Origin of the sequence: Bacillus pfraonensis, from assembly GCF_050768835.1 — a bacterium.
GTDB lineage: Bacteria > Bacillota > Bacilli > Bacillales > Bacillaceae_G > Bacillus_A > Bacillus_A pfraonensis.
The window spans coordinates 1-24,706 of sequence record NZ_JAHCDO010000024.1 but is presented as its reverse complement, the minus strand read 5'-3'; the positions used below and the strand labels follow the sequence as shown (position 1 = coordinate 24,706).

The 24,706-nt window shown below is 36.5% G+C and carries 26 protein-coding genes and 1 rRNA gene; 15 read left to right on the top strand and 12 right to left on the bottom strand.

Translation table 11 applies throughout. The features are described 5' to 3' along the window. Positions 1-41: 41 nt before the first annotated feature. The 4 genes from KFD70_RS21215 to KFD70_RS21200 all read right to left on the bottom strand — a co-directional run bounded on the left by KFD70_RS21215 (position 42) and on the right by KFD70_RS21200 (position 3,278). The gene (locus KFD70_RS21215) at positions 42-161 is read right to left on the bottom strand and encodes a YfhE family protein (RefSeq protein WP_003194890.1); all 120 of its coding nucleotides are present in this window, start codon (positions 159-161) and stop codon (positions 42-44) included. Between the two features lie 210 nt (positions 162-371). Beyond that, positions 372-929 (bottom strand): GNAT family N-acetyltransferase, encoded by a 558-nt coding sequence (locus KFD70_RS21210; protein ID WP_336453327.1) that lies wholly within the window; start codon positions 927-929, stop codon positions 372-374. Positions 930-1,170: 241 nt separating this feature from the next. Continuing rightward, on the bottom strand, positions 1,171-2,301 hold the full coding sequence (locus tag KFD70_RS21205) for an amidohydrolase (protein ID WP_431613311.1): 1,131 nt from the start codon (positions 2,299-2,301) through the stop codon (positions 1,171-1,173). 68 nt (positions 2,302-2,369) lie between these two features. Continuing rightward, on the bottom strand, positions 2,370-3,278 hold the full coding sequence (locus KFD70_RS21200; RefSeq protein WP_336453329.1) for a TIGR01777 family oxidoreductase: 909 nt from the start codon (positions 3,276-3,278) through the stop codon (positions 2,370-2,372). Positions 3,279-3,360: 82 nt separating this feature from the next. On the opposite strand from KFD70_RS21200, the gene recX reads away from it, so the two are divergent. Both recX and KFD70_RS21190 read left to right on the top strand, forming a co-directional pair. Then, a complete protein-coding gene (gene recX / locus KFD70_RS21195; protein WP_336453330.1) occupies positions 3,361-4,173 on the top strand; it encodes a recombination regulator RecX in 813 nt (270 codons plus the stop codon). Positions 4,174-4,185: 12 nt separating this feature from the next. Continuing rightward, a complete protein-coding gene (locus tag KFD70_RS21190; protein WP_336453348.1) occupies positions 4,186-4,503 on the top strand; it encodes a YfhH family protein in 318 nt (105 codons plus the stop codon). A 63-nt stretch (positions 4,504-4,566) separates the two neighbouring features. Here KFD70_RS21190 and KFD70_RS21185 read toward each other — a convergent pair whose 3' ends face one another. Beyond that, complete coding sequence (locus tag KFD70_RS21185) at positions 4,567-4,719, bottom strand: YpzG family protein (RefSeq protein WP_000122139.1); 153 nt, start codon at positions 4,717-4,719, stop codon at positions 4,567-4,569. A 58-nt stretch (positions 4,720-4,777) separates the two neighbouring features. Then, complete coding sequence (locus KFD70_RS21180; RefSeq protein WP_017153990.1) at positions 4,778-4,936, bottom strand: small, acid-soluble spore protein K; 159 nt, start codon at positions 4,934-4,936, stop codon at positions 4,778-4,780. 172 nt (positions 4,937-5,108) lie between these two features. On the opposite strand from KFD70_RS21180, the gene KFD70_RS21175 reads away from it, so the two are divergent. Next, the gene (locus tag KFD70_RS21175; protein WP_174102951.1) at positions 5,109-5,375 is read left to right on the top strand and encodes a YfhJ family protein; all 267 of its coding nucleotides are present in this window, start codon (positions 5,109-5,111) and stop codon (positions 5,373-5,375) included. A 27-nt stretch (positions 5,376-5,402) separates the two neighbouring features. On the opposite strand, the gene KFD70_RS21170 is transcribed toward KFD70_RS21175, so the two are convergent. After that, the gene (locus tag KFD70_RS21170; protein ID WP_336453331.1) at positions 5,403-6,383 is read right to left on the bottom strand and encodes a metal-dependent hydrolase; all 981 of its coding nucleotides are present in this window, start codon (positions 6,381-6,383) and stop codon (positions 5,403-5,405) included. 150 nt (positions 6,384-6,533) lie between these two features. Between KFD70_RS21170 and mutY the strand changes: the two genes are divergently transcribed. After that, positions 6,534-7,628: an A/G-specific adenine glycosylase gene (gene mutY / locus KFD70_RS21165; protein WP_336453332.1), complete on the top strand. Its 1,095-nt coding sequence runs from the start codon at positions 6,534-6,536 to the stop codon at positions 7,626-7,628. 43 nt (positions 7,629-7,671) lie between these two features. On the opposite strand, the gene KFD70_RS21160 is transcribed toward mutY, so the two are convergent. Continuing rightward, complete coding sequence (locus KFD70_RS21160; protein WP_336453333.1) at positions 7,672-7,896, bottom strand: hypothetical protein; 225 nt, start codon at positions 7,894-7,896, stop codon at positions 7,672-7,674. 123 nt (positions 7,897-8,019) lie between these two features. On the opposite strand from KFD70_RS21160, the gene KFD70_RS21155 reads away from it, so the two are divergent. The 4 genes from KFD70_RS21155 to KFD70_RS21140 all read left to right on the top strand — a co-directional run bounded on the left by KFD70_RS21155 (position 8,020) and on the right by KFD70_RS21140 (position 11,518). Next, a complete protein-coding gene (locus KFD70_RS21155) occupies positions 8,020-8,307 on the top strand; it encodes a gamma-type small acid-soluble spore protein (protein ID WP_017153984.1) in 288 nt (95 codons plus the stop codon). 351 nt (positions 8,308-8,658) lie between these two features. Next, positions 8,659-8,913 (top strand): YgaB family protein, encoded by a 255-nt coding sequence (locus tag KFD70_RS21150; RefSeq protein WP_336453334.1) that lies wholly within the window; start codon positions 8,659-8,661, stop codon positions 8,911-8,913. 260 nt (positions 8,914-9,173) lie between these two features. Next, positions 9,174-9,704 carry a nucleoside tri-diphosphate phosphatase gene (gene ntdP, locus KFD70_RS21145; RefSeq protein WP_016112990.1) on the top strand — a complete coding sequence of 177 codons (531 nt, stop codon included), beginning with the start codon at positions 9,174-9,176 and terminating at the stop codon, positions 9,702-9,704. A 53-nt stretch (positions 9,705-9,757) separates the two neighbouring features. Next, complete coding sequence (locus KFD70_RS21140) at positions 9,758-11,518, top strand: ABC transporter ATP-binding protein (protein ID WP_336453335.1); 1,761 nt, start codon at positions 9,758-9,760, stop codon at positions 11,516-11,518. A 13-nt stretch (positions 11,519-11,531) separates the two neighbouring features. Here KFD70_RS21140 and KFD70_RS21135 read toward each other — a convergent pair whose 3' ends face one another. From KFD70_RS21135 to hemL, 3 genes are all read right to left on the bottom strand, one after another. Beyond that, complete coding sequence (locus tag KFD70_RS21135) at positions 11,532-12,620, bottom strand: aromatic acid exporter family protein (protein ID WP_336453336.1); 1,089 nt, start codon at positions 12,618-12,620, stop codon at positions 11,532-11,534. A 508-nt stretch (positions 12,621-13,128) separates the two neighbouring features. Then, positions 13,129-17,565, bottom strand: a complete 4,437-nt coding sequence (locus KFD70_RS21130) for a glutamate synthase-related protein (protein ID WP_336453337.1) — start codon at positions 17,563-17,565, stop codon at positions 13,129-13,131. Positions 17,566-17,771: 206 nt separating this feature from the next. Next, entirely contained in the window at positions 17,772-19,067 is a 1,296-nt protein-coding gene (gene hemL / locus KFD70_RS21125) for a glutamate-1-semialdehyde-2,1-aminomutase (protein ID WP_336453338.1), read from the bottom strand. A gap of 127 nt (positions 19,068-19,194) precedes the next feature. Here hemL and KFD70_RS21120 point away from each other — a divergent pair, with 127 nt between their 5' ends. From KFD70_RS21120 to perR, 6 genes are all read left to right on the top strand, one after another. Further along, positions 19,195-20,208 carry an ABC transporter ATP-binding protein gene (locus KFD70_RS21120; RefSeq protein WP_336453339.1) on the top strand — a complete coding sequence of 338 codons (1,014 nt, stop codon included), beginning with the start codon at positions 19,195-19,197 and terminating at the stop codon, positions 20,206-20,208. After that, positions 20,201-20,992, top strand: coding sequence for an ABC transporter permease (locus KFD70_RS21115; RefSeq protein WP_336453340.1), 792 nt, complete (start codon positions 20,201-20,203; stop codon positions 20,990-20,992). Before KFD70_RS21120 ends, KFD70_RS21115 begins: the two co-directional genes overlap by 8 nt. A gap of 4 nt (positions 20,993-20,996) precedes the next feature. Then, on the top strand, positions 20,997-21,782 hold the full coding sequence (locus KFD70_RS21110; RefSeq protein WP_336453341.1) for an ABC transporter permease: 786 nt from the start codon (positions 20,997-20,999) through the stop codon (positions 21,780-21,782). Between the two features lie 76 nt (positions 21,783-21,858). Continuing rightward, complete coding sequence (locus tag KFD70_RS21105; RefSeq protein WP_336453342.1) at positions 21,859-22,263, top strand: ion channel; 405 nt, start codon at positions 21,859-21,861, stop codon at positions 22,261-22,263. Between the two features lie 44 nt (positions 22,264-22,307). Then, positions 22,308-22,763, top strand: coding sequence for a thioredoxin-dependent thiol peroxidase (gene bcp / locus KFD70_RS21100; protein WP_336453343.1), 456 nt, complete (start codon positions 22,308-22,310; stop codon positions 22,761-22,763). Positions 22,764-23,083: 320 nt separating this feature from the next. After that, entirely contained in the window at positions 23,084-23,512 is a 429-nt protein-coding gene (perR, locus tag KFD70_RS21095) for a peroxide-responsive transcriptional repressor PerR (RefSeq protein ID WP_174102965.1), read from the top strand. A 62-nt stretch (positions 23,513-23,574) separates the two neighbouring features. On the opposite strand, the gene KFD70_RS21090 is transcribed toward perR, so the two are convergent. Then, positions 23,575-23,931, bottom strand: coding sequence for a YgzB family protein (locus KFD70_RS21090; RefSeq protein ID WP_174102966.1), 357 nt, complete (start codon positions 23,929-23,931; stop codon positions 23,575-23,577). A gap of 340 nt (positions 23,932-24,271) precedes the next feature. Between KFD70_RS21090 and KFD70_RS21085 the strand changes: the two genes are divergently transcribed. Beyond that, positions 24,272-24,706 (top strand): 16S ribosomal RNA (locus KFD70_RS21085); the annotation flags it as partial.

The following is a 24,706-nucleotide window of genomic DNA, read 5'->3' as shown; positions in this document are numbered from 1 at the left end:
GATAGGAGGGAGTAAAAAATCCCTCAAGTTTCACTTTATAATTACACACCTTTAGGACGATATCCTGCTGCGCGATCCGCTCTGCGAAACTCTCGCTGATAAAGAACCTCTTGTGTACTATTTAATGTATTTCTTGCTTTTTCACGTTTCTTTCTATCCATTACAGATCACCTCGTGTCATAAAGTTATTACCTATCGTTTCCAATGACACAAGGAGATATACATAATCAACAAGTATATTCATTTTATAATTATATAAATACGCATTGAAAGACCGACATACAACCATTCCTTTTAGGTGTGAGAGTATCCGCTCATGGAGAGGTTTAGGCTCATGCTATATGTCCGAAAATTAAAATGGATATATATTATTACGCTTCTTTTAAATGATGTGTATCTTGGAATGTAGTGTCGCGCATTGTAGAAAGGGTATATTGATCCTTTGGAATTTCATATAAGTTATATACTTCTTCGATTGCGTTAATTTGATCATAAACAGCTTTTCTAGTTTCATTTGCTAGGTTTACATATGATAGTTTTTCAGCTGCTTTTATCGAACGAATATTTACTTTGCGAATGCGCATAAAGATTGTTTCGATATCTAATTCATAGAAAAGCTCGCTGAAAAAAGCATCTTTTGCTAGTTTATTATATCCTTTGCCATGATAAGGTTTTCCTAGCCATGTACCAAGAAATCCAGCTTTTTCTTGCACATCAAATAAAGTAATTGTGCCGATAGGGTTTCCCCATTCATCTAAAATGGTACGTGAGATTAATTCACCACGTTCTTCAGCCTCAATTGTTTGTTTTGTTAAAAATAGAAATTCTTCATACGAATAAGCCTTTTGACGCACAAAAGGGAAGACAGCTGGATCCACCATTAAATCGTATAGAACGTGGCTGTCGTGTAAGTCGCGTTTTTTTAACATACTAACTCCTCCTCACATGAGGGTAGCATGACGAAAAAACACCCCACCCTCGAAATTTTTATATCAATCTTTAAAAAATTTCGGGGTGGGAATCGAACCCACTAGAACCAGTCTATAACGCTGGTGGCGCACCATTTGCCTTCCCCATTCATCAATTTGAAATGAATAATCACGACACAAATTGATTATGGTTTCATTCAGTTTATAATCGTATAATACTTTATCTAGTCAAAAAAATAAACTAGTTTTTTTTATTTTTTTTGTAAATTATTTTTCCGTCAATCATAGTTAGTATGGGTTTGGCTAAATAATGAAATGGGTGATGGGTCCATAATACAAGATCGGCATCTTTTCCAACCTCAATACTTCCAATCCTTTTCTCTAAACGTAAGTTTCGGGCGGGAGTGATTGTAATTCCTTCTAATGCGGTTTTTTCATCTAATCCTTCCCTGACTGCGATGGCTGCACAAACATTTAAATACTGAATTGGAGTATAGGGATGGTCTGTTGTAATAGAAACTTCTATCCCATGCTTGGATAGAATATGGTACGTATCCCATGATTTGTTTTTTAATTCAATTTTTGATCGGCGTGTTAATGTCGGACCGACACATATTTTTAAGTTTTGGTTAGCAAGTTCTTTTGCAATAAAGTGTCCTTCTGTACAGTGTTCAATACGTAAATCAAGATTAAATTCTTTTGCGAAGCGAAGAGCGGAAAGAATGTCATCTGCCCGGTGAGCATGCATACGTACTGGAATTTCTCGGCGCAGTGCTTTTAGAATAGGAAGCATTCGAAAATCTGCTTCATTTCCATAATGTTGTGCTTCGTAAAAGGATTCACGAAGTAATCCCATAATCCCCATACGAGTAATTGATTCCTTTGTACCATTACTATGAACTCGTTTTGGGTTTTCTCCAAATGCAATTTTTAATCCAGCAGGTTCTTGAATAATCATATGATCGATACACATTCCAGCAGTTTTAATCACACATGTTGTTCCGCCAATAATATTTTGACTTCCAGGCATAACATGGGCAGTTGTAACGCCACTTTGAACTGCATCTTGAAAAGCGATATCAAAAGGATGGATACCATCTAAAGAACGTATATGAGGGGTTAATACTTCGGACGTTTCATTAGCATCATTTCCAGCCCATCCAGTCCCTTCATCGTATAGTCCAAGGTGAGTATGCACATCGATAAATCCTGGTAAAAGGTGAAGTGCTCTTGCATCGATAACAGTCATGTCTTGAGTTGGCTCAATATTTGGTTTTACTGCAGTGATTTGATTGTTTTTAACTAATACATCTCCTTGAAATTTAGAAGAAGTAATAGGGTATACAGTGGCTTGCTTAAATAGCGTTTTCATAGAGACCTCATTTCCAGTGGCTCATAACTTTTAAATTGAACAATCTTAATGAGCGTATTTCAGAAGTACTACAGTGTATGCAATATAATATTTTGTAATGCATGCTTTAATGTGGGAAAAGAATATTGGTATCCATGCTGCATTGCTTTGTTAGGCAATACATGTTGTCCTTGTAACACAAGCATACTCATTTCTCCAAGTAAAGCATGTAGTGCAAATGCTGGAACGGGAAACCAATGTGGGCGATGCATGACAGTTGAAAGCACCTTTCCGAACTCTTTCATTGTTGTAGGATGTGGAGCCGTAATGTTAAGAGGGCCTTCTATTTCTTTTGTGGTTATTGCAAAATCAATCATACGAATGACATCATCTAGATGAATCCAAGATAGCCATTGATTACCTGAACCAATTGTCCCACCAATAAATAATTTGTAAGGGAGCAACATTTTAGGAAGGGCACCACCATCTTTTCCTAAAACAATTCCAAAGCGGGTATAGACGGTTCGAATTCCGAGAGAAGTTGCTTTAGATGCTGCTTCTTCCCAGAGTTTTACTGTGGTTGCTAAAAAGTCACTGCCATTTTCTTTGTTCTGTTCTGTAAAGATTTTTGTTTCAGATGTACCATAATAGCCAATTGCGCTAGCGTTAATAAAAGTATGGGGTTTCTTTTGTAATGTTTGTAATTGCTTAATGAGACTATTTGTTGTATGAAGACGACTCGCTACAATGTTTTCTTTCTGTCTTTTCGTCCAGCGACCATTATTAATAGCTTCTCCAGCTAGATTTACAACAACATCAATAGAAGTGAGAGGAAATTTATGTGAGTGAGTATTCCATTTAATGTAGTGAATGTTAGAATTGAGAGGATTCTCTCTTTTTTTTCGGGTGAGAATGTAAATTGTATATCCTTTTAGGCTTAAAAAATTAGCTAATGCTTTACCGATAAAACCAGTTCCACCAGAAATTGCGATCTTCAACTAAATTTCCTCCCTATTATATATATTTCTGAAAAACAAATTTGTTTCGTAACTATGCTAAAATAGTGGTGAGGTGAAGAATATGGCTGTCATTACAAAAATAGAAGTACAAAAGCGAACGAAAGAACGATTTAATATTTATATTGATAAAGGACAAGGCGAAGAATATGGATTTAGTGTAAATCAAGTCATCTTAATCAAGCATGGGTTGCAAAAGGGTTTAGAAATTGATGAAGTAGAATTAGCAAATATTTTGTACAATGAAGAAGTGCAAAAAGCATATTTGCAAGCAATTTCTTATTTATCCTATCAAATGCGGACGAAACAAGAAGTAGAAGAATATTTACGAAAAAAAGAAGTTGGACAAGCCATCATCTCTGAAGTTATATCGAAATTATTACGTGATCGCTATATTAATGATAGAGAGTATGCCATTTCGTATGTGCGAACTCATAGTAATGTGAATCAAAAAGGACCGACTATTATTAGAAGGGAACTTCTTGGTAAAGGTGTCCAGGATATAATTATTACTCATAGTTTACAAGAATATCCGAAAGAGAAGCAAATTGAAAATGCTCTTGAACTTGTGGAAAAAAAGAAAAAATCCTATCAAAAGCATTCTTTTTTACAAATGAAACAAAAGTTAGAAGAAATGTTAGTCCGTAAAGGATATAATCGTGATGTGATTCAAATTTGTCTAGAAGAATTAAAAGAGGACAAGGATGAAACGCAACAACAAGAAGCGTTGTTATATCATGGAAATAAGTATCATGAGAAGCATAAAAAGCATGATGGATGGACATATGAAAATAAAATGAAACAAGCATTATATCGAAAAGGATTTTCCATCGATGAGATAGAGACATTTTTACAAATGAAACGTGAAGAGGGATGAGAGAAGAATATGATGAATATGCCGAAACGTTATAGTGAGATGACACCACATGAGCTAAGAGAGGAAATTGGTATCTTAAAAGAACAGGCTGTGAAGGCAGAACAGCTTGGTATAGTAAATGAGTTTGATGTATTAATGAGAAAAATGGCAATGGCTCGTGCTTATATGACGGATATAAATGCGTTTCAGACTGGTGAAACGTATGAACTGATAGAAGAACCGGGTATATTATTTACGATTACGTATTTCAATGGAGTATTTGCTTGGGGACGTAAACAAAATGAGACAGAGGAAATTGGTATTCCTATTTCGTTATTACAGAAGAAATAAAAAACCAGAGAGCCTTGGCTGCTCTGGTTTTCATTTTTCGTAGTTGTTAAAGGAGATAGGCAGTTAAATCTGGCGCTTTCTCATCTCATTCGCCAAAATAATGAGAGACTGGGTTTGCTGCGTCTGTCCATTCACTTGCGCTTTTGCATGTTTCGGACGTGCCCAGGTAGGGTTGAATAATTCAGAACGACGATCTAAATGATTACGGTAGCTCATCTTTATCACCTCATGTAGGAAGTTAATCGTAATAACCCTTTAGAACTGACTATTTGTTTTACTCTTCCTGATGATTTGCGGCACGCATACGTTCTTGTGGGTGTGTATTAATCGTACCGTTAGGCCTTTTTGAAGCAAAACGATCTTTTGCTTTCGGTTGACCGTCGATATTGTTATTATTTCTGGCCTCAGACCAAATTTCAGATTGTTTACCCAAGAAGAACGCCCCCTCATTGTAAAATGATACTTACTAAGAAGTATCATTAATAGAATGTGCAAAGCAAAAGAAATTATGCTTAAAAAATAAAGGGGGATTTGCTCTTTCATCATTCTGCTGTGGTTGTTAGGCACGAGATAAAGTACAAAATCAATAAAAGGAGAAATAAATAATGAATGATAAGTATGAAATATTAACAAAAGAACTTTTGGAAAAAAATAGTTTTTTGTCTTATTCACAGGCACGCGCATGGATTGAGTTATTATGGGAGGACTTCCAAGTAACATATGCAAAATCTGGGCGTTATCAGGGTGAAGAAATGACGGAACAAATTGTAAGAACATGGATTAATAACCATGGTGAACGTCTTCATGAAATTCGTACGAATAATCCGAAATATAGTCATTTAATTAATCAAGACGACCATTTAAAGCATTAAAAAAAGCGACCGAGTTGGTCGCTCTTTTTAATGTGGAATCAATTCTAATTTTTTACGAAGCTTTTCTTCACTAAAAATCCATCCAGTATAGGAACTAATGATATTTAAATTTTGATCCAGTTGGACAATTGCAACGAATGGATAGTAGTCTTTACTACGGTAGCGTAAATCGATAAAACGCACTTCATAATAGTTTTCATAATCAAAGATATCCCAGCGATATACAGGTGAAAAAGATAAAAAAGCAGAAATATTTTCATCTTTTTGTGCAGCCTGCATAATTTTATTGTCTGGAAGTGGAATACGATCAAATTTATCATGCACCATAATATGGCCGCGGTGCCAACGAGCAACATAGTATTTGTCTTTTGTAGTAATTGCTAAATGATAATGGTAAAAGCGATAGGAAGGAGAAATAATGACTTCCTCTACATCTTCAAATCGTTTGTAAACTACACTTTTGATATTTTGTCTCATTACAATTCGACCGACATAGTAGACAAACATTAATATATATGCAGCTAAAGCAGTATACCCTTTATGGGAACCGACAAGCATGCAGGCGATAGCGAGTATATGGATAAAGAAAATGACAGCATCAAATGTATTAATTACACCTAATGCAACCCATCTTTTTGTAAAAGGCCGTAACGCTTGCGTACCATAAGCGTTAAAAATATCAACAAATACGTGAAGAAAGACGGCGATAAATGACCAAAGTAGTAGATGAAGATAGGACGATTCTGTAAAGAAGGCAAAGGCAATTCCGCTTATAAGAAAGGACCAAAGAATAACAGCAGGAATGGAATGAGTAATTCCACGATGGTTTCGTATATATTTTGCATTGTTACGTAATTTTAAGACAGTATCAATATCAGGAATATTGGAGCCGGCAATCGTTGCAAGCATAACTGCTTGTGGTCCGAAATCACTTTGGCTAATGGCTGGATCTAACGTTGCTAAACCACCTAATGTGACGCCCATAACAAGGTGAGTGGCTGTGTCCATGAAAACACACCTCCATTTTTTTATTAATGTAACTCTTTTTATTCGATATCTCAAGGCATTTGCCTTCTATTTCCTATATCATCTTACTTAAATTTTTTCCTAAAATCTTTATAATAGTACGTATATGCAAAAAAATGAGGGGGATCAAGTTTGGCACTTGAAATATTAGATGATTTTAACATAGAGAAGTTTCAACACGATTTAATTAGTTGGTTTGAAAAAGAACAACGTGACTTACCGTGGCGTGAAAATAAAGATCCGTATCGTGTTTGGGTTTCTGAGATTATGTTGCAGCAAACACGAGTAGAAGCTGTAAAACCATATTACGCAAATTTTATGGGAAAGTTTCCAACATTAGAAGCATTGGCTGATGCAGAAGATGAAGAAGTATTAAAAGCATGGGAAGGGCTTGGTTATTATTCTAGAGCACGGAATCTACATGCAGCAGTGAAAGAAGTAAAAGAAGTATATGGCGGGAAAGTACCAAATGATGTGAAAAAAATTGAAAAGTTAAAAGGTGTTGGTCCTTATACAAAAGGTGCGATCTTAAGTATTGCATACGGTATACCAGAGCCAGCTGTAGATGGCAATGTAATGCGTGTTTTATCCCGTATATTGTCAGTGTGGGATGATATTGCGAAACCTAAGACACGAAAAGTATTTGAAGAAATTGTACATGAAATTATTTCAAAGGAAAATCCCTCCTATTTTAATCAAGGCTTAATGGAGTTAGGTGCGCTTATTTGTATTCCGAAAAATCCAGCTTGTTTACTTTGTCCTGTTCGTGAGCATTGCCGTGGATATGAAGAAGGTGTGCAAAAAGAGTTACCTGTCAAAAGTAAGGCGAAAGCTCCTAAAATGGTACCGCTTGTTGCAGGAGTGCTGCAGACAGAAGATGGGGATTATGTAATTAACAAAAGACCGAGTACAGGATTACTTGCCAACATGTGGGAATTTCCAAACGTTGAAATAAGTGAAGGAATTCGAAATCATAAACAGCAGCTGGCTGATTATATGAAAGAAAATTTTTCTCTTTCTGTTTCAATCGATGAATATGCAATGAACGTTCAACATACATTCACCCACCGTACGTGGGATGTATTTGTATTTTATGGAAAAGTAGCAAGTGTTATTAAAGAAACAGATACATTAAAGGTTGTATCGAAAGAAGACTTTGAGAAATTACCTTTCTCTAAATCGCATCGTACGATTTATGAAGAATGTGTTGAAAAACTCCAACCATAATAGTTGGAGATGGAACGTGTTCCCGAATTAGGGAACACGTTTTTTAGTCGTAAGAAATTTTTGTACCGTGTGTCCAATCCGCTTCGCTTTTTTGAAGACCGCCCCGTGATTCAATTTCTTTTATAATTTCTTTGTAGATCGTTTGGCCTTCTACGTTTAAATAGGGCATGATTTGCTGTAAGGAATGGTGAAAATAAGCTAATTCATCTTGTTTCCATTTTTCTTTCGAAATCATAGATAGTTCTGTCATATCGCGTCCAACGTACATGTGTACACCTCCATCATATGTAGTTTGAATGAGCCTGGAAAGATATATGCACCAATTAAAAAATAATTTTACGGATATCTTTTAGAGTGGTTGGTTACATTATTGGTTGTGGAGGTGAGAAAGATGAGTAAAAAACAACAAGGTTATAACAAAGCAACTTCTGGTGCTAGCATTCAAAGTACAAATGCTAACTATGGTACAGAGTTTGCGACTGAGACAAACGTACAAGCAGTAAAACAACAAAACGCACAATCAGAAGCAAAGAAAGCACAAGCATCTAGCGCTGGTGTTCAAAGTGCAAATGCTAGTTACGGCACAGAGTTTGCAACTGACACAGATGTACAAGCAGTAAAACAACAAAATGCAAAATCAGCAGCGAAAAAATCGCAATCTTCTAGCACGAATCAATAACAAAGAAAAACACTTCTCGATTCAAGAGAAGTGTTTTCTTTGTTTGTCATATTATGACGAAAACGAAAGTTTTGTTACTAGTGAAAATCTAATGTTATGCAAATCGATTACTTTGAGAATTTTGTTGAGAGAGCCGACATAACTTCTAATAAGTCAACAAATGTAGCCAAAGGAGAAGAAGGTAGGAGATTAGAAAATATGTAGTAGCGATGTATCCTGTTATTCGAGGTAGTAAGCCCCCCACCTCAAGATTTAAAGGAAAACGAGGAGGATAGATGGAGGGCTGCCTGTAAATGCCCGCTTCGTGAGAGTTGATTAAAGCTTCACTTTATTAAAAACAGGAGGTAAATAATGAATTTATTTGATAAGTTGGTAGGAGAGCAGTTGCAAACAATGGATGAGTTACTGAAGTTACAAGCGCATCTAGAGAAGTACCAACAGATTGAAACAAGTGAGCAAGGGAAGTGTGATAAAAAAGATTTGCATTTTATTCGGCAAGAAATACATAAAACGGAACAAGCTTTGAAGCTTTTGCATGAAAAATTTGAGCAACAAACAAATGAAGTGATTCATTCTTTTGAAACTGAAAAAATAATTTCTAACTAAAGGATTGTATATTTTGATACTTTAGTTGGAAAAGCCCTTTCTTAATTTATGAAGAAGGGCTTTTTGTTGCATCATAACTTGTCGATGGAGAGTAATTCGTTCGTGTTTATGGAATTTGGATTGTATCGGTTTAGTTTTAAAATTTTGACAAAAAAGTTATAATAGAAAAAAAGTGAATTCGGCTCAATACGTTTTTAACAGGAAAAATACTAGTTAAGGCAACTTTAGAAGAGCGTTCACAGTGAAAGAAGGGAGCACGTATGGGATTTCCCAAAGAAGGAGAAAAAGTACAAATACATAGTTATAAACATAATGGCTCCATTCATAGAATGTGGGAAGAGACTACAATTTTAAAAGGGACACAAAGTCTTGTAATTGGTGCAAATGATCGGACTGTAGTAACCGAATCAGATGGTCGGACATGGATTACGCGTGAGCCTGCAATTTGTTATTTTCATTCAAATTATTGGTTTAATGTAATCGGTATGTTACGAGAAGAGGGAGTATATTATTATTGTAATTTAAGTTCTCCATTTGCATATGATTCTGAAGCATTAAAGTATATTGATTATGATTTAGATATTAAAGTATATCCAGATATGACATATACTCTTTTAGATGAAGATGAGTATGAGAAGCATAGTCAGATGATGAATTATCCTCCAGTGATTGATACGATATTAAAACGAAATGTAGAGTATTTAACGCAGTGGATTCATCAAAGAAAAGGGCCATTTGCGCCGGACTTTGTTGATATGTGGTATGAACGATATTTAATGTATAGAGATTAAAGTAAACCTGCAGGGAGTTTCCCGGCAGGTTTGTCCTATTGAAGGGGGATTACATGCAAGGAATAAAAAGATATTTACAATTTGTAAAACCATATCGCTGGCTTATTACAATTACAATTATTATTGGACTCATTAAGTTTGGAATTCCGCTGATTATGCCGTGGCTATTAAAGTATATTATTGATGATGTGATTCAAGGGAGTGGATCACTTCAGGAAAAAACATCACAATTGATAACAGCAATCGGCATTGCCTTTTTTATTTTTGGTGTACTGAGACCACCTGTTGAATATTATCGTCAATATTTTGCGCAGCGTATTGGTAATACAGTACTTTATGATTTACGAAAACATATTTTTGGACATCTGCAAAAATTGAGTTTACGCTATTATTCAAATACAAAAACAGGTGAAATCATTTCACGTGTGATTCATGATGTGGAGCAGACGAAGGATTTTGTTATTACAGGACTTATGAATGTCTGGCTTGATACAGCTACGATTTTTATTGCAATTGTAGTTATGTTTTCGATGAATATAAAATTAACCCTCGTTGCATTGCTTATTTTGCCGATTTATGCAGTTGCAGTGAAATACTTTTTTGGACGTCTTCGTAAATTAACCAAAGATCGTTCACAAGCATTGGCAACGATGCAAGGTTACTTACATGAGCGTATTCAAGGGATGCAAGTGACGCGTAGTTTTGCATTAGAAGAGTATGAAAAAGGGCAATTTGATAAGAAAAATAATGAGTTTTTAACGAAAGCATTAACACATACAAGTTGGACAGCGCGAACGTTTTCTACGGTGAATACGTTAACGGATTTGGGACCATTACTTGTTATTGCGTTCGCGGCATATGAAGTGATTCAAGGTTCTTTAACACTTGGAACGATGGTTGCTTTTGTTGGGTATATGGACAGTTTATATAGTCCATTACGCCGCCTTGTTAACTCTTCTACAACACTCACACAATCATTTGCCTCAATGGATCGAGTGTTTGAGCTGTTAGATGAAAAGTATGATATTGTAAATATTCCAAAAGCAATTAAACAAAATAAGCTTTCAGGTGAAATTGTATTTGATCAAGTTTCATTTCGATATAATACTGATGAAAAAGATGTATTACATCACCTTTCTTTCTCAATTCGTCCTGGAGAAAAAGTTGCCCTTGTTGGAGCGAGTGGAGGGGGAAAGTCATCTCTCGCTAGTTTAATTCCAAGGTTTTATGATGTCTCTAGCGGTGCCATTTATATAGATGGTGTGAATGTAAGAGATTATAACGTAAGAAATTTACGTAGTCATATCGGGATTGTTTTGCAAGATAACCTTCTATTTAGTGATACGATTCAATCTAATATTTTATATGGAAACCCGAAAGCAACGAAAGAGGAAGTCATTGCAGCTGCAAAAGCAGCACAGATTCACAATTTCATTATGAATTTGCCAGATGGTTACGATACAGTTGTTGGCGAAAGAGGTGTGAAGTTGTCTGGTGGGCAAAGGCAACGCGTAGCAATCGCACGTGTCTTTTTGAAAAATCCTTCTTTACTTATACTAGATGAAGCAACATCAGCTTTGGACTTAGAGAACGAAAGGCATATTCAAGAGGCTCTTCAAACATTAGCTGCGGACCGTACAACTATTATCATTGCTCATAGACTGGCAACCATCACACATGTAGATACAATTATATATATTGAAGATGGTGAAATAAAAGAAAAGGGTTCTCATGAACAATTAATGCAAAAACAAGGATTTTATTATAATTTATATCAAATTCAACATATAGAAGAAACAGCCCCTTTGGCTTAAAGGGGCTGTTTCTTTATTCGTCTTCTTTTTTTTCATCAATTTGTAGTTCATCTTCTGGTTTGTGATACGTATAAAAACTATCTACAAGTAAATCTAAATGTTCAACCTCTTCACTGTAATTAATAATTGAAGAAATAAGAGGGAAGAGATGTAACCATATTTTATATGATTCTTCATCTTCTTTATTTTGATAGTCCATAAATATATCGATTAATTCTTGTTTACCAGTTTCTACTTCATCAAGCATCTCAACAGACTGTTGTTTTTTGGCTTTACCAATAAACTTTAACAAAACTTGTTCGTGATAGTGTGTTAATGAATCTAATTCATTTTGAATGGATTCTTGAAATGGTTCAGGCATATATCGCAATTCATTTTCAGTACGGTGTAATGCTTTTAATGTACTTAATGCACGGCTAGTTGTTGCTAACATTTGCCTAAATAAGACGAGCTTACGAATTTTTGCGAATTGTACTTTTTTCGTATAGCTTCTTTCTTCTTTGTACAGTAAGTAGTAATGATTTAATTTAATCATTTTTTCTTTCATACGATCAATGTCTGTTTTCAATGTTGTGAAATCAGAAGCTTGCCTGCTGTTCATACGAATCCATTTTACAATTTCTTCTGTATTATCGACGATACGATGATACAGTTTTGTTTCGTATTTTGGCGGCATAAACATTAAGTTTACAAGTGAAGCTGCGATAATCCCGACCATAATCGTTGCAAAGCGAAGTAAGGCAAAATCAAAGAAATCAGTACCTTGATATTCCATAATCGCAATGACCGTCACTAAAGCGATAGATATTGTATTTTCTAAACGTAATTTTAGTGTGAGAGCAATAACTAATATACAAGTTAATCCAATAATAAAAGGATTGTGTCCAAAAGCAAAGGCGAATCCAATAGCGAATACTGCGCCAATTACGTTTGCTTGGATTTGTTCGAGTGCTGTCAAATATGAGCGGTATACAGATGGCTGTACAGCAAAAATTGCTGAAATTCCCGCGAATACAGGACTCGGTAGTTGGAGCAAAGTACAAGCAAATAAAGCTAATGTAATGGCAATACCCGTTTTTAAAATGCGAGCACCAAGTTTCATACCCTTTTTTATATCCTTTCTCTCTTGTCATTATGAGTGATACAACATGATACTATACATTCATTACAATATGTTAGCAAGTGATATTTTATAGGATGTTCAAAAAGTCCGGTTTAGATAGCCTTCGCATGTCTTCGTTGCCTTGCCAGTCCGGTACTCATGTAGTATAAGCTACATTCCGTTCCTCCTGTCTGCGGCGCCTCGACCTGCTCGGCTCTCTAAATCCTCCTTTTTGAACGTATATTTTAATGGATGTTCAAAAAGTCCGGTTTAGATAGCCTTCGCATGTCTTCGTTACGTCGCCAGTCCGGTACTCATGTAGTATGAACTACACTCCGTTCCTCCTGACTTCCGTGCCTCGACCTGCTCGGCTCTCTAAATCCTCCTTTTTGGACCTGTGTTTGTAATGAAAAAACCTGCTGAATTTCAGCAGGTTTTCAAATTGTTATTATAGATTACTATGTGATACTCACTTCGTCAATTTTAAGTAAATGAAAATTTGGTTGCATCATTCAGTCGAAATAGATGGGTCTGCTTGCTCTTTTTTTGGAAGGACTTCATAAAAGTGAAGCTGAATGTTCTCTAATAACGGTGTTAAGAGAGCAACTTCTTCATATTGTTCGTGCTCATTTAATACGCGAATGTAGTCTAATAATAATTCGGTAATGTCTGATTCCCCGTTTTTGCTAAGTGGACATAATGTTACATTCGCTCCCTTTGCGATTCTTCGGCGCAGGGCAGATTCTGTTAAACCGAGTTCAGGTTGATGACGTAAATAAACGATACCACCAGTCATACCTGCACAAATCCATGGACCGGGATCACCAAGAACGAGAGCGCGACCGTTTGTCATATATTCAAAAGCGAAGCCTTTAATATTTGCATGAACGCCTAGGTTCCCGTGTTCTTTTTCTCGAAGTGGTTTTGTGATTCTTCCCCCGATGATCATATCTGCTCCAGATAAGCGGATGCCAGCACGTGCATCGGCGTTACCTTGCGCATATAAAGTTCCTTTTTGTGCACCGTATCCAAAACCTTTTCCGACAGAACCGTTATAGTATGTTCCATCTTTTCCTTTTGCTTTTGTGATATAAATACCGCCCCCGAATGATGTTTTTCCGATGCCATCTTGTGCGCCGCCATTTACATGAATAAATAAGTTTTCGCTATTGTAGGCACCTAAGCCATTTCCGGGAACGGAACCATTTGTATATTTTAATGTAATTGGTTCAAGCATATTGTTGTCATATAATTTACTGCGGACTCGGTAGCATGACTCAAGACCACCCATAACGCGTTGATCTACACCAACACCAACTAACTCTTTTGATTGGAAAGAATTAGCTACTGCATAATGATGTTGTTGTTTTTCCTCTGTCATAGTGTACGAGGTATTGTCTAATGTTTGTAATAAATTTTGTAAATCTAATAGTTCTATACCTCGCATTTGTTCTAGTAAATCAGAACGACCGACAATTTCTTGTAAGTTCGTATAACCGAGATTACCTGTTAAGCGTTTAAGTTCTGTTCCGAAAGTGTTAAATAAGTTCAATAAACCTTCTACAGCATTTTCAAATTGACGTGGAACAAAACGGCGTAGTCCATGTTCTTTTGCCTGAGCTTCTGATTCAATTTGTGTTGCAATACCGACATGACACGTATCTAAGTGACAGCCACGGCACGTTGTACAGCCAATTGCAATCATGGATAAAGTGCCAAAGCCAATACGGTTTGCGCCAAGAAGCATAATTTTCAGTGCATCATTTACACTTCTGATACCACCGTCTGCCCAAATCTCTACGTTGTGTCTCATATTTGCTTCTAATAGTGCGTTATGAGCAGCCTTTACGCCAATTTCAACGGGAAGACCTACGTGTTGCAAGGCGTGAATACGTGCAGCACCTGTGCCGCCATCAAATCCGCTGATATTAATAAAATCAGCACCAGCTTTTGCAATTCCTACAGCAATTGTTCCGATGTTAGGAACAACTGGAACTTTGACAGCGACTTTTGCGAGTTGATTAGCAGTTTTAATTTCGGTAATCATTTGTGCTAAGTCTTCAATTGAGTAAATATCATGGTTATTGGAAGGAGAGATCAAGTCTGAACCAATTGTTGCATTACGTGCTTCGGCAATTTTAGAAGTGACTTTTGACCCTGGCAAATGTCCACCTTCACCAGGTTTTGCTCCTTGCCCAATTTTAATTTCAATTAAATTTGATGAGTTTAACAATTCGGCATTTACGCCAAAACGCCCTGATGCAATTTGTTGGCCACGTGTATGCGGGTATTTACCAATCATGTCTTTAATCTCTCCGCCTTCGCCATTTAAACTAATCATATTGAGGCGATCGGCTGCTTCTGCATAAGCTCGGAATGCAATTTCATTTTGTGAGCCAAATGACATCGAACTAATAATGAATGGCAAGTCATGGTTTTTTACGCCAATTGAAACGCGTTCAGTTGGCACTGGTTGCTCAGCTTCTTTTATTTGGACGAGGTGGCGAATTGCAATGGGGTTCTTATCTTCTACTTCAGCTAATTTCTCGCGATAATTATCGTAAGCATTCCCTTTGGCTACATCACCAATTGATTTCCAAATGCGAGGAAAGACATGAAATGTTTTTCTCATTCTAACTTTTGGATTACTATAATCAAGTGCCCTGGCTTTTGCATCTTCAGCTAAAGAAGTAAGTGAAAATGCCACAGTGCGTGATCCTAAAAAGTTTGTAATTTGTAGTATGTTTGCAATTTCTTCGTGTAAACCAATTGAAGAGAAGAGGCGGCCATAACCACGCAGCTCATGGATACCGATAGTCGAAATAACTTTTTCAAGCCCTTTGTTTAACGCTTTATATAAGTTAGCAATTGGTTGTGTTGATCCATCATTTACAGTTGCGAACATTAAATAGGGATTAATAACATCTGCCCCTAACCCATATAGTGTAACAATATCGTGTAAAGAACGGAGAGCGCCAGATCTTACAACGATGGAGCATTGGCGTCGTAATTTATGTTCAGTAAGTTTTTGGTGTACTTTAGCTGTAATTAAATGCGGATCAATCCATAAGTGTTCGTTTTGATGAGCTTTAGCATCATCAAGTAATAGCAGAGAAGCACCTTTTTTTATAGCTGTTATAGCTTCTATACTAATTCTGTCTAATGCATCATGTAAGGTTTCTGATGCTGTGAACGTAACAGAGAGTTTGTAAACTGCACTATGAGTTGCAAATAGCTGCACAAGTTGCTCATATGAGATGGTTTCCAAGTCTTCTGCAATTTCCTGTGCTAAATTACCTTCTACTATAATTGGTGACAAAAGTTCGGTAACAAAAGTTTGCTGCTGACCACTAAATAAGCTAGGACGTTCTCCTAGTACTGTACGTGTAGAGAAGTGTTCAATTTCTCGGTCTCGGTCGATTGCTGGATTTGTAACAACAGCAACGCTTTCTTTTATAAAGTCAGCAATGTTTCGTCTGTCCGGATCAAGTGCAGCGAGAGGTGCATCATGGCCGAGTGAACGAATGGGTTCAACCCCTTTTGTTGCCATTTGTTCGAGAAGTTGGATATGCTCACGATCCCAGCCGAAAGCTACATATTGCTCTGTTTCAACTTGAGAGAGGTTAGATAACCCTTCAATTTTTTTCACGACCGGAGTAGATAAGTTAAAATGATAATCTGAAAAATGAATACGCTGTTTCATCCGTTTGTACACTTCTTCTTGATATGTTTCATATTCATAGAGAACGAGGTCACCTTGTGTATTCCACTTTAAACCTACTTTTTCTCCAGGGGCAAGTGACTTTGGCTCTGCTACGTATTCGGATGGCGATACAACACCTGGTTCAGAAGAAAAGATATAGGAACTTTCTGTTTCTACTTTCCAAACTGGTCGTAAACCAAGTGAATCTACACTAAAAACAGCTTCATCTTTATAACGTGAAATAATCCCGGCTGGCCCCTGAGCGAAATGTCCCCATGCTTCACGAATATACATATATAAATCTTGCATATGTGGCTCGTATAATTTAATCTCATTAATAATTGGTGGGAATAATATATCCATTGCTTCAAATAGACTGTAGTTGTAGTGAACGAGAAGTGTTTCTAAGGTGCGGTTTAAATCTTGAGAATCGCTGCCTCCAGCAGTAAGAGGTACATCAATCATTTCGGCTTGGTCACGTAATTTGGAAATGGTATTAATTTCTCCGTTATGGCCAAGGATGCTAAATGGTTGCACGCGAAAAAAATTAGATAATGTATTTGTGGAATAGCGATTATGCCCAAGTGTCATCGTTGATGCAATAAGTGGGTGTTGTAAATCGTCATAGTAAGCAACAAGTGTATCGCCAGCACCAAGAACTTTATACACAACATGATCGTGACTTAATGATGCAACATGAATTGCTGTATTTTTCTCAATTTCAATTGTTAAAGTGAATAGTACTTGATTCAAGTTTTCAGTGGGTGTTTCTGAAAGAATGGCAATTTGCCAAAATAAAGGTTCTTCTTGTTTACCAAGAGGACCAAGGGCATCAGAGTTTATCGCATCATCACTTTCGAAAATCACAGTGAGATTTTGATTGTCTAATTTATTACGAATACTGTTTTTTAAAAGAGTAGGATTTTCTTTTTTGTTTAGAAAAAAATGTCCAACGATAAAGTGGGGATGATCCACAATCGCTGGATTATATCCACTATTTTTTAATTTTTCTTTCCAAAGTGCTTTCGGTAAGTCGATATGAACGCCAATACCATCGCCCTCACCATTAATAAAGCCTGCGCGATGGTTCATTTTTACAAGTGATTGTATACAAAGATCGATATTTTCTTTTGTTGGCACATTCTGTTTTTCCATAACGGAAACGATTCCACACGCATCGTGTTCTGCATTTGCATAATTTCGAAATAAAGACGGTGTCCATTTATTTGTATTGTTAGGCATCCGTCAATCCCCCCTCTGTTATAAAAGTTGTGAATAGTCTGATTTTTAAAGACGTATAATGCCTTATAGACAACAGAACAATAATATAAACTTAGAGATAAAACAGATAATTATGAATAATTATACTATTAATGCGCGATTTATGAAATAGAAAAAAGAAAAAAATAGAGGCTGGCCTCTATTTTTTCTATTGGTCATGTATTTTCTTATACGTTTGCTAAGGCAGCAAATGCTCTGCCAACGGCTTCGATTGTATATTCAATATCTTCTTTAGTATGTTCTGTTGTTAAGAACCAAGCTTCGTATTTAGATGGAGCTAAGTTAATACCTTCATTAAGCATAAGTTTGAAGAATTTACCGAACATTTCTCCGTCTGTATTTTGAGCAGCGTCATAATCTTCAATTGTATCTGTTGTGAAGTATACAGTTAACGCACCTTTTAGACGGTTTACTGTAATATCGATACTATGTTTTGTGGCTTGTTCTAAAATGCCTTTTTCAAGCATTGCGCCAAGTTCATCTAATTTTTCGTATACGCCTTCTTGCTTTAGTACTTCTAAGCATGCGATACCAGCTGCCATAGATGCTGGGTTTCCAGCCATTGTACCAGCTTGGTAAGCAGGGCCGAGCGGTGCAACTTGTTCCATAATTTCCTTCTTCCCGCCATAGGCACCGATTGGAAGACCGCCGCCAATTACTTTACCAAGTGCTGTTAAATCGGGTGTTACACCAAGTAAATCTTGAGCGCCACCATACATGAAGCGGAAAGCTGTAATTACTTCATCATAAATAACAAGTGCGCCAGCTTCGTGGACAAGCTCATTTACTTTTTCTAGGAAGCCGGGTTTAGGTTCGACAATTCCGAAGTTCCCAACGATTGGTTCTACAAGAATAGCTGCTACTTCATGTCCCCATTTATCTAGTGCCTCTTTTAATGTTTCTACATTATTAAATGGAACGGTAATCACTTCTTGTGCAATACTTTGCGGTACACCAGCAGAATCAGGAGTACCAAGAGTAGACGGACCAGAACCAGCTGCTACAAGTACTAAATCTGAATGACCGTGGTAGCAACCAGCGAACTTCATAATTTTTGTGCGGCCTGTATAAGCGCGAGCCACGCGAATTGTTGTCATAACAGATTCTGTACCAGAGTTTACGAAACGAACTTTATCCAAAGCAGGCATTGCTTCTTTTAACATTTTTGCAAATTTTACTTCTAAGGCTGTTGGTGTTCCGTATAAAACACCATTTTCAGCTGCTGTTTTAATTGCTTCTGTTACGTGAGGATGAGCGTGTCCTGTAATGATTGGACCGTATGCTGCTAAATAATCGATATATTTGTTACCATCTACATCCCAAAAATAAGCACCCTTTCCGCGTTCCATTGCAACAGGTGATCCACCACCAACTGCTTTGAAAGAACGAGAAGGACTGTTAACACCACCAACGATATGTTCTAACGCTTCTTTATGTAATGCTTCTGATTTTGTGAAATTCACTACAATTCATCTCCTTACAAAAATCTATGTATTATTCTAACATGTTTTTCAAAAAGACGTATTGTTTGTGATAGGAATGGCAGTTGGGTAAACTATTCGTTGTGGTATCGAGGAAGGGGGTCCGATTATGAAATCGGTAATTGAAGTACAAGGATTACGTAAAGAATTTACAGCATATTCAAGTCGCTCTGGTTTAAAAGGTGCGTTTCGCGATTTATTAAATCGTAATTATAAAATAGTGCCAGCAGTGAATGATGTTTCGTTTACTGTAAAACAAGGTGAAATGGTTGGTTATATTGGTGAAAATGGTGCTGGAAAATCAACAACCATTAAAATGCTAACTGGGATTTTAACACCAACGTCCGGTCAAATCACAGTAAATGGTATGAACCCACATAAACAGCGAGAAGAATTTGTAAGAACGATTGGTGTTGTATTTGGTCAACGTTCGCAGCTTTGGTGGGATATTGCAGTACAAGAATCATTTCGTTTATTAAAGAAGGTTTATGGTGTATCAGATAGACAGTACAAAGAACATATGGAACATGTCATTGAGACATTAGATATTGGACCGTTGTTAGATAAGCCGGTGCGTAAATTATCACTTGGTCAAAGAATGCGTTGTGAATTAGCAGCGGCGTTAATTCATAATCCACCACTTTTATTTTTAGATGAGCCAACTATTGGACTAGATGTTCTCGTAAAATTAAAAATCCGTGAGTTTTTAAAGGAAATGAATGAACGTTATAAAACAACAATTTTATTAACAACACATGATATTACGGATATTGAAGCTTTATGTGAACGCGTCATTATGCTGGATGAAGGAAATATTATGTATGATGGATCATTAGAAAAACTTCGTTCGCAGTGGGGAGCAGAAAAAGAAATACATTTTCAATTTACTGCACCAGTTTCATACCAACAATTATCAATGCTAATGCCAGATAATCATGTAGCTTGGTCACAAGGAAAAGAAGAATATACGTGGATTGCAAAAATACCCAATGAAGAAGTTATAATTTCTATGCTCATTTCCAAAGTAGTTCAAGCTTTTCAAATTAAAGATTTAAAAATTAATGAAGTGTCGACAGAGGAAATTATCCGTAATATTTATGAAGAGGGTATGATTCATGGGTAAGTATATTGAAATGATTCGTGTTCGTTTTTTAATGATGCTTGCTTACCGAACAAACTATTATAGTGGAATTTTAATTTATACGATTAATATCGGAGCGTATTATTTTTTATGGCAAGCGATTTACAGTGGGAAAGAGAATATTGAAAGTTTATCAATTTCTCAAATGACAACTTATATTGCCATTGCATGGATGGCTCGGGCTTTTTATTTTAATAATATTGACAGAGAAATTGCAATGGAAATTCAAGAAGGACGTGTAGCCGTCGAATTAATTCGTCCATATAATTATTTAGGAATGAAAGTTATGCAAGGTCTTGGAGAGGGAATTTTCCGTTTTGCATTCTTTTCTATTCCAGGTATGATTATTGTTACACTTTTATTTTCGTTACAGATTACAACCGATTTTCAAACGTGGTTATACTTTTTCCTATCGTTAGTTTTCAGTTTTATTATTAATACGCAAATTAATTTAATGACAGGTATGCTCACTTTTTTCTTATTTAATAACAGTGGAATTATGTATGCGAAACGTGTGGTTATTGATTTATTTTCAGGTTTATTACTACCCATCAGTTTTTATCCGTTATGGGCCCAAAAAGCAATGGTATTTTTACCGTTTCAAGCAATCAGTTATATTCCGAGTATGATTTTCTCAGAAGGTATACAGGGAAGTAAGTTGTATCAAGCTTTATTATTCCAGATGATTTGGGCAGTTGTACTTATTATTCCAATTGTGCTGATGTGGAAAACGGCAAGAAAACGCCTGATTGTACAAGGGGGATGATGGGATGCTATATATAAAACTGTTTTTACAATATGCAAGCCAATATATAAAAACGAAACTCGAGTATCGCGGCGATTTTATCGTTGGGTTATTATCTGATTTACTATTACAAGCTGTAAATTTAATTTTCATCCTTGTTGTTTTTGGACATACACAAGCGTTAAAAGGATGGAGCCGAGAAGAAGTTATTTTTATTTATGGATTTTTCTTAGTACCGTTTGCTATCTTTTCTGCTTTCTTTAATATATGGGATTTTAATGATAGGTATATTATTAAGGGAGAAATGGATCGCGTTTTAACAAGACCAATTCATAGTTTATTTCAAATTATATTAGAAAGAATGGAACTGGAGTCTTTAATTGGTGCAGTTACTGGGATTATTGTAATGGGGTATGCGGCAGTAGAGCTTCAATTATCTTTTTATTGGTACGATTTCTTTCTTTTCTTGTTCATGGTAGCAGGTGGTGCACTTGTATATGGCGGGATATTTGTGACGCTTGCCAGTATCGGTTTTTGGTCAGATGCGAAAAGTTCGATTATGCCCCTTATGTATAACATAGGAAATTATGGACGCTATCCAGTAAATATTTATAACCGCGTGATTCGGTTTATTTTAACGTTTGTATTACCATTTGCATTTGTTGGCGTATACCCAGCAGCATATTTTCTAAGAAAGACAGAATGGAATAGCTATGCATTTGCGACACCGATTGTTGGTGTGATTTGTTTTACAATTGCAATCACACTTTGGAATTTTGGAGTGAAGAAATATCGCGGTGCGGGAAACTAACAGCGGGTATAAAAGCTTCGTTTACCATGGGATAAATTGTTCTTTGTCCTCATACATATAGGGTGAGGTGGAGGACATGTTGTGGGGATTTATTTTATTAATTTCAGCCATTGCTGTGTTAAGAAGTATTCAAATATTATGGAGCTCATACTCAGATTCAAAGCGTTTCTTTTCTTTGTATAATCTAACTTCATTATTTCTAATTTATACAACGGTACTTATCGCATTTGGATTAAGTTATGTTGTATTAGAGGAAAGTGGATTTGCTGCCTTGAGAGAAGATGGAGAAAGTTTAAATGTTCATTCTTTCCAACTGGTAGAAGTATGCTTATATTTTAGTGCGGTTACTTTATTATCAGTTGGATATGGTGATGTAACTCCTGTTGGAATTGGGCGGTGGATTGCAATTATTGAAGCGTTGATTGGATATACACTGCCGTTTGCATTCGTAGTTCGGACTGTGATAGACAATGAAAAATAAGATAACATTTGTTATAGTAAAGGAAAAGACAAGGAGTGATAAAGATGGTCGCAATAGGAGAAGTGGCACCAGTTTTCACACTAGAAGGAAGTAACGGAGAGCAGATTAAACTGTCGGATTTTCACGGGAAAAATGTAGTATTATATTTTTATCCGAAAGATATGACGCCAGGATGTACAACAGAAGCGTGTGATTTTCGTGATGCATATGGATTATTCCAAGAAAAAGATACAGTTATACTAGGAGTAAGTCCCGATCCAGCAAATAGACATTTGAAATTTATTGAAAAGTATGATCTGCCATTCGTACTTTTAGTAGATGAGGATCATAAAGTGGCAGAATTATATGACGTGTGGAAACTGAAAAAGAACTTTGGCAAAGAGTACATGGGGATTGAAAGATCTACGTTTCTTATTAATAAAGATGGTGAACTAGTTAAAGAATGGCGAAAAGTAAAGGTGAAGGGACATATTGAAGACATCCTTTCGTATTTAAATTAAGGTTCTGTACGAGTAAGAGTAAAAGTAAAAGAAATTTATTATGATGTGAGTATTAGGCATACGTCTACACCCTTTTGCTGATGCTTCATACATTAAAAGGGTAGGGCATACCTCCTCAGATGATAGTATTCCAAGTGCGATTATTTCGCACTTTTTTCTATGTAAATGTATAAATGATGGACAAATATACATAAAAATAAGTGTAGGTGAAAAATAAACCACACAGTTATAGTAGAAATATTGACGATTGACAAGAAAAGGAGTACACTCTTTATAAGAATTATAAAATAATAATCCGTATAGAATCGGGGTGCATGACGGTGGTCAAAGAAGAATTAAAAGAAGCGCTAGAAATGCTGAAAAATACGGGTGTACGCATTACTCCACAGCGTCATGCTATTTTAGAGTACCTTGTGGAATCTATGACGCACCCAACAGCGGATGAAATTTATAAGGCGTTAGAAGGTAAGTTTCCAAATATGAGCGTTGCAACTGTTTACAATAACTTACGTGTATTTAAAGAAGTTGGGCTTGTTAAGGAACTAACTTATGGAGACGCTTCAAGTAGATTTGACTATGTTACAAGTCAACATTACCATGTGATTTGCGAAAAATGTGGTAAAATTGTTGATTTTCCTTATGAAGGTTTGGAACAACTTGAAAATGAAGCTGCGAAAGCAACCGGCTTTGTTATTAACAGTCATCGTTTAGAGATTTATGGCGTATGTCCAGAATGTCATAAGGCGTAATATATAATAAAGAAAGAGGCTGACGGCTACGTCGACCTCTTTCTTTATTATATAAACGTGTTTTATGCTTTATAGTTCTTCTTATTATATTTCTCATCAAACTCTTTTCCTTCTAAAGTACGATCAAGCGTTAAGGGCTGATTGCAATGCATACATGCGTCTACTCGGCCAAGCATTTTTGTAGGTTTGTTACAACTTGGGCACATGATTTGCACAGTTTTTGTAGATAACATACCAATCCAAAAATAAACGACAGTGCTAGCGATAACTGCTAAAAAGCCAACCATCATAAAAATGGTCATAATAATAATATTTTCGCGGAAAAATACACCTAAGTATGCAATGAAGAGTCCGATAAATACTAAACTTAACGCAAAGGTTCGAATTTTATTGATTTTGTTCGAATATTTAATCCCCATTCCCATCACGCTCCTATAGCAACAATATAACACACAATTTTGAATTTTTGGTTTAAAAGAAGGGGCTTTATTAAAAATATGAAACGAAAAAAGAAATAAACGGGCTGTGAAATTTTTTTGCGAAAAGTATTGACCATGTATAAACTGCATGATATATTAATAACCGTCGCTGATGCGAAACGGCAGAAAGCGAAAAAAGAAATTAAAAAACTTGGTTGACATCGGAAAATGAAGATGTTAACATAAGGAAGTCGCAAATGAGTGGCAAACGAGTTCTCTGAAAACTGAACGAAACAAACAACGTGAAACGTCAATTTTTATTTATGATGCTAGACAAACTTTATTGGAGAGTTTGATCCTGGCTCAGGATGAACGCTGGCGGCGTGCCTAATACATGCAAGTCGAGCGAACCGATTAAGAGCTTGCTCTTATGAAGTTAGCGGCGGACGGGTGAGTAACACGTGGGTAACCTGCCCATAAGACTGGGATAACTCCGGGAAACCGGGGCTAATACCGGATAACATTTTGCACCGCATGGTGCGAAATTGAAAGGCGGCTTCGGCTGTCACTTATGGATGGACCCGCGTCGCATTAGCTAGTTGGTGAGGTAACGGCTCACCAAGGCAACGATGCGTAGCCGACCTGAGAGGGTGATCGGCCACACTGGGACTGAGACACGGCCCAGACTCCTACGGGAGGCAGCAGTAGGGAATCTTCCGCAATGGACGAAAGTCTGACGGAGCAACGCCGCGTGAGTGATGAAGGCTTTCGGGTC